The following is a 6,216-nucleotide window of genomic DNA, read 5'->3' on the forward strand; positions in this document are numbered from 1 at the left end:
CATTAATGCATCATCGTATTCTTTATCCTTGCATGAATATCCACTCGTATCAGGATCTGCATAAGAAAAGCCATCAGCGAACAATCCATTACCAGAAAAGCCACTATTTGTACCATCCTTATACAAAATTTGTTTGTGGAAAAGACCTAAATTCATATTAGATGCACCATTAGTTCTAAGCTTTACAAATCAGTTTAATGGCCGAGTATATATTTTCGCTAAACAAATTGGGTCAGACTGAATGTATCTCCTCAAGTCCGGATCATAATCTCTGCTATAGTTGTACTCTAAATTGGTTTTGAACTATCGCATTAGAAGCTTGATAGTTATAGACTAGCTTCATCCTATTTCCATTTGTATAGTTCTACCCAAAAGCCTCGGTTAAAGAGGCTTTAAATTAGTAGCTAATTCCAATATTTTTTAATAATCCTAGGTAAAATTATAAACCATTGAGCATAACCACCTATAAAGCAACTAACACTGATAACTATTAGTTCTAAAACAAAGTTATTTTGATATTCAATAAGTTGTAAAATTGTAACAAAATACAATAAAAGCGGGCCTAATGGAAAGCTTAAAAGTCCAAGTAAAACTAGTATGAACAGTCCTTGCTCATAGGTTTGTGTGACATTTTGAATTGAACCCAAATAAGGAACGATAATTAAAGTGAAACAACTTACCCATACAAGTTTACATATCTGAACTTTCTTTAGACGCATACTATTTCACCTGACATAATCTTAAACATTTATTAGCTAAACCATCACTGTACTCTTGACAATCGGTACCATTTGGACCTATCGAATACCAAGGTCTCTCTGCTTTAAATTCAGACTTAATACAACTTTCGACACAACTATCATCTCTTCTAATTTCATCACATTGTTTTGAGTCATAAATGTCACCGTCAGCTTCAGTTGTAGCGCGACCTAAACTACCTTTACCAAAAGGCCAAGTGTTATCAAGAGCACTTCCACTTGAAGGCGTATTACTTGAGCAAACCTTATTTATACCTGAACCAACACAGATATACTGATGATAAATTTTTAAAGGTTTTATCTCAAAAGCCGAGCCATTCAAAGGGCGTGTACACATATATGTCGCCAAACCAAATGGGTCCGTGTATCTAACAGGATTCCCTTCAACATACCCATATGTATTAATCCCGCCCGCTAAACCAATCGGGTCTGACTGAATGTAGCGTCCTAATTCAGGATCGTAATCCCTAAAATAGTTGTAGTATAAAGCTGTTTCAGCATCAGCATATTGGCCTGGAAAGCGTAATGCCATTTCTTCTGTTAGCTCATTTTTAGTCTCAATTAATTTACCAAAAGGTGTGTAGTATCCACTCCAAACAGCTTCTGCAGCGCTATTCGTTATTGCAATGGGAGCATCTAAATGATTTGTATGTATAAAATAAACTTCGTTTGCGACAACAAATGCAGTACGTTTGCCATTTAAGTAGATATATTCAATCAGCGTTTCACCATTGCCATCCAATTCAGCAATCAGCATACCTGACGCATCATATTGATAGTAACGTTCATGATGATTGTTTATTTCATCTATAACAGCATAATTGCTATGTACAAAACTTAATTCAGCGTCATACCAGAAACTAAGCCAACTACCGTGGGTACTGTCTAACACCCAAACAGATCCCTCTGGCGCAGTACCTCTTTTTTCAGAGTATTTGCTGTCACTTGCTCTTACATTAACATTACCGGTTAATGTATTTGCAATTTCAAAACATTGCCCTGTAGATACCTCTAAGTACCCCCTTCCGTAGACCCAACGTTGCCTATTTTGATACCAAATTTGTCGCCAATTTCCTTCCTGAGCAGTTTCAACGTACTTTTGGCCTACCTGTAAATAGCCAACTTTTGTACTGTATTTATCAGGCTCAGAACGAACATTCACATTTTTAATAACCTCAACTACTTTGCAGTTATCATTTTGATTTGACTCGGTTGATTGCCACTGTTTGTGAGATCTTTGGCCTAAAAAGTTGTACTGATAGTTATATTCAACAGTAGTGGATTGGGTGTTAATTAAACGCCCAGCTTGGTTGTACTGATAGCTTCTAGTACCATCATTAAGTGTATTTCCTGTAGCATCGTATGATCTAGATACACCATTCACACTGTTTAACACGCCATCACTATAACTATAAGGAATCTCTACCGAGTTAACTGCCTTGCTAGTACGATTGCCAATATTGTCGTAAGAGAAGCTTAAATCACCGTAACGGCCTATTGAGTTTGTTAATCTATCAATCAAGTCATACTCAAAGCTTTGCGATAGACTCGAATTCAAGAGATCATCAATTGACTGAATATTAAGGTAGTTATAACTGTATTCTTTATCATAAGTATCAGTAACTTTTTTATTGGTCAGCCGATAAGCTCTATCAAAACTTTGCTCAAGGGCGAGGCCATTTCCGTACTCTAGATAATTTAAAGGGCCATAGGGTAAGTAATTAATGTTAGCCGCAATAACAGTACTTATGTTATTTTTATGAGAAGAAATACTAATTACATTGCCATTAGAGTCATGGCCGTAATTTACAACCATCCCACTCGGGTATGTTTGCTGTGATAAATTACCAACATTGTTAAAGTTATATTTAACGCTTTGTACAAACCCAGCGCCAATAGGCATGAATTTTGTTTCTTTTATTTCACCATGGGGTGTATAAAAAAACTCTGTCACTCCTGTTGGTTCATTAACTTTTGTTAATAGACCGATACCATTTCGACTTTCAGTAACATCATCATATTCAAAAGTGACATTTTCGCTTTCATCTGGGTACTTAATAGAAGTGACACGGTTTAAATTATCATAGTTGTATTGGACGAGTATGCCTCTAGCATCTTGCTTAGCAATAAGGTTACCAGCTTCATCATACTGAAATGTTGTTTCACCTGTATCAGGGCTAATTGTACGAGTAACATCTCCAAAACCGTTATATTCGTACATTGTTTCTCGACCAAGAGCATCTGTAACGGATATTAATTTGCCATTACTATAATTGTAGCTAGTTTCGTTTTCTGCTTGGTCTACACTTTTAATTTTGTCGTTGAGCTGATTATATACATCAATCAGTGAATTGCTTGTAGGATCGATTGTCTCTATTAGGTTGTCATAGGCGTCATATTTATAATCTATAGAGTTACTTTCATCTAAAGTTACACGCGAGACCCTACCCACGGCATCATACAAATACCGAAGCGTATAAAGCAACTCGCCACTCTTATCTTCGTTTTTAATACTTAATAGATTATTTGCTGTATCGTATTCGTAGTCAATTTTGTTTTCATTATCATCTTTGATCGTGATGAGTCTATTTGCACTATCATATAGATAATAAACTGCTCCAAGGCCATTGTTTACTTCTATTAGGTTGCCAACAGCATCGTAGCTATAGGTATATGTTCGACCTTCTTGTGAGAACGTAGTTATTTTACCCATAATATCATAAGCGAACGAGCTAACTTTGCCATTTTCATCAACAAACTCAGTAACTCTACCTGCTGTATCGTATTGGTTGAAAATAATTTTATGGCCTAATGCATTTTCAATTTGTTTTAGGTTGCCATTCTCATAATACTGATATGTAGTAATATCGTTCACATCACTTCTTGGCCCATCAACCAGTAGTAACCTTCCCTTATCGTCATATTCAAATATGGTTGTTCGAACCTCGCTGCTTGTTTTTATACTCCGACTTAATAAAAGCCCTAAGTCTGAGTATTGACTCTCAATGACAGTTCCATTTTCTAGGGTAATTTTTGTGGGTTCAACGATATTGTCATTTTCATATAAAAATGAGGTCGTTTTGGCTAAATCAGTACCATACAATTTGGTTATTGAAGCGCGCAAACCTCGGCTGTTATATGTGTAATGTGTTTTGATACTGTTTTGGTCTACTTTCTCTATTACTCTGCCATAGCTATCATAACTATAATTTATAACACTATCGTTCCCTTCAGAGTCACAACTGCTACCTTCAATGCTTTTAATTTGATTTGGAATTTCACTATCAAACAGTAACACTCGCTGCTTGCCATTTGCATCTATTGAAATTGATTGATCGCTACTGTAGCTTACTGTTCCTGCATCAACCCCATCAGCGTGAGCCGAATAAACCGCTCTGCCATCTTGATCATATTTCCATGTTGCTGACCTAACACCGTTTTCATCTGTAATACCTGTTAGGTAAAAAGGAAATGAATCATTTTCGTAGTGGAATTCTCTAACAGTACCATTTGGATTTGTTATGAACTTAAGATTATTTAGAGCATCATACGCTAAAACATAATCTTCAACTTCATTTGCCGTTATTGATACAAGTAAATCATTATAGTAGGTAAGCTCTATTTTTTTACCAATTAAATTTTCAATTACTGATAGTTTTCTCTGTTCATTATAATTTAATTGATACCATTGTGAGTTTGGATAAAATACTTTTATTAAGTACCCATCTGAATCAAAATTGTAGCGCACGCCTTCCAAAGAGGTATAAAGCCAACCTTCCGTGTCATTTTCAACCAATAACTCACCCTTTTTTATTATTTCATTATATGCACCATCATTTTTACTAAATCGTATTAGATTATTATCTGGGCTTTTAATATAGATATTTTGTTCATCGACTTCATATAAGCGGTAGTCATAGCGATGTGACCAAAAGCGATTTCCTCTTTGATTTATTTGCTCACTAATATTTTCGTATAGAATACTTTTATATTGAGGACCTTTATAGCCATCGGGTTGTTTAATGATATTCCAACCTTTCTCACCATCATCAGATTTTACCTTGTAGCGCCTTCTAACTTCTTCATTTTTTGTTAAAACATCGTTAGCTGTTGAGTAATTCAAGTTAAATTTTAAAGGCATGGTGCCATTTACATCGATAACAGATACATTTTGCTCTTTTCCACTAGTTAAAGCATTAATAGGATTTAAAACATTAACCAAACATTTATTGGGCTCTTCTCTTTCAGACACGCACGATCCTGACATTGAGTCAAAACTTGAACCAACTGGACATCTTACAATACAGCCATCAGCATCGTCATAATAAAATGGGTTATAGCATTCAGATTCTTCATCCTCACTATTCAGTAGTGTTATTATTTTACTTTCTCTTGAATATACTCTTCCCCCCCTTTCTAAAGAAACGATTAGATTTAACTTTACTTCTTCGCCAATAAAAGAAACTAAAGGTGACGAAGTCAAATTTATAAACGTCAGGTCTCGCTCCCCCAAATATAAGTCTAACGTGGCAAGTGACGAGAAGTCAGTCTGTTCATTATAATGTGGTAACTTTGCTGTAAAAATAGGGGAAGTAAGTTTGGTTGAATTTTCGATTTCAAGTTTTATTAAAAAATCATTTTGCACAAATTGATCTAATTTAATATTTATATCAAGAGTTTCATTTTGTTCAAATGTATTTCGCCCTGTAATCGATAATTGAGGGGTAGGCTCATCATCATTAATAATAAACTCTATTTCAGGGATATTGATTGATAAATTCAAGTTTGGAGGGTAAATTTCTGGATAAAGTTGAGTTGTTTTTAAAATATATTTCTTTTGTTCTCCTGTAAAATAGGAGTTATCAGGGTAAAACACTTTAAATTCATTAATACTACTGGTGTATTTTGCAGCCCATCTACCCGCATCACCATATGACAAGTTATACGCTACAACCCTAAGCCCACTGTCTGGACCCTCCGTTCTAGTTTCAAAGAATATAAAGTCTTCACAGGCGTCTGGCCACCTTTGTAATGTGGAATCAATTGCATAAATATAATAGTCACTTCCTTCATTTAAGATTACTTGTGATGTTCCTGTATAGATAATGTCTATCTTGCGATTTTGACACCAGGCTGCAATAGTAACGTCATAGTCACCATCATGATATAGTTCACAATCGCCATCATCTGTAGGTATGGTAGATAGCCCTTCAATATCAGCCCAATGGTCACAGACTTCTTGAGCACTACCCCCAGATACCCAGCCAAAAGGGTCATAATCATATAATCCATGGCCAAGATAGTCTGTTGCAATTACATGATAAGATGTAAAAACAAATATTAGGAATATCAGCTTACGTAAAATAAATATTTTCATTATCATACCATCCTTAGTAATATATTATCCTTAGCACTATATTACCCTTAGCACTATATTATCCTTAGCACTATATTATCC

General features: G+C 35.2%; 1 protein-coding gene. It reads right to left on the reverse strand.

The annotated features are described in order from the left end of the window. Positions 1–720 precede the first annotated feature (720 nt). Positions 721–5,241 (reverse strand): RHS repeat-associated core domain-containing protein, encoded by a 4,521-nt coding sequence (locus ACN0WY_RS17215; RefSeq protein WP_417801169.1) that lies wholly within the window; start codon positions 5,239–5,241, stop codon positions 721–723. Positions 5,242–6,216 lie beyond the last annotated feature (975 nt).

Source organism: Tenacibaculum sp. (genome assembly GCF_048269885.1).
GTDB lineage: Bacteria > Bacteroidota > Bacteroidia > Flavobacteriales > Flavobacteriaceae > Polaribacter.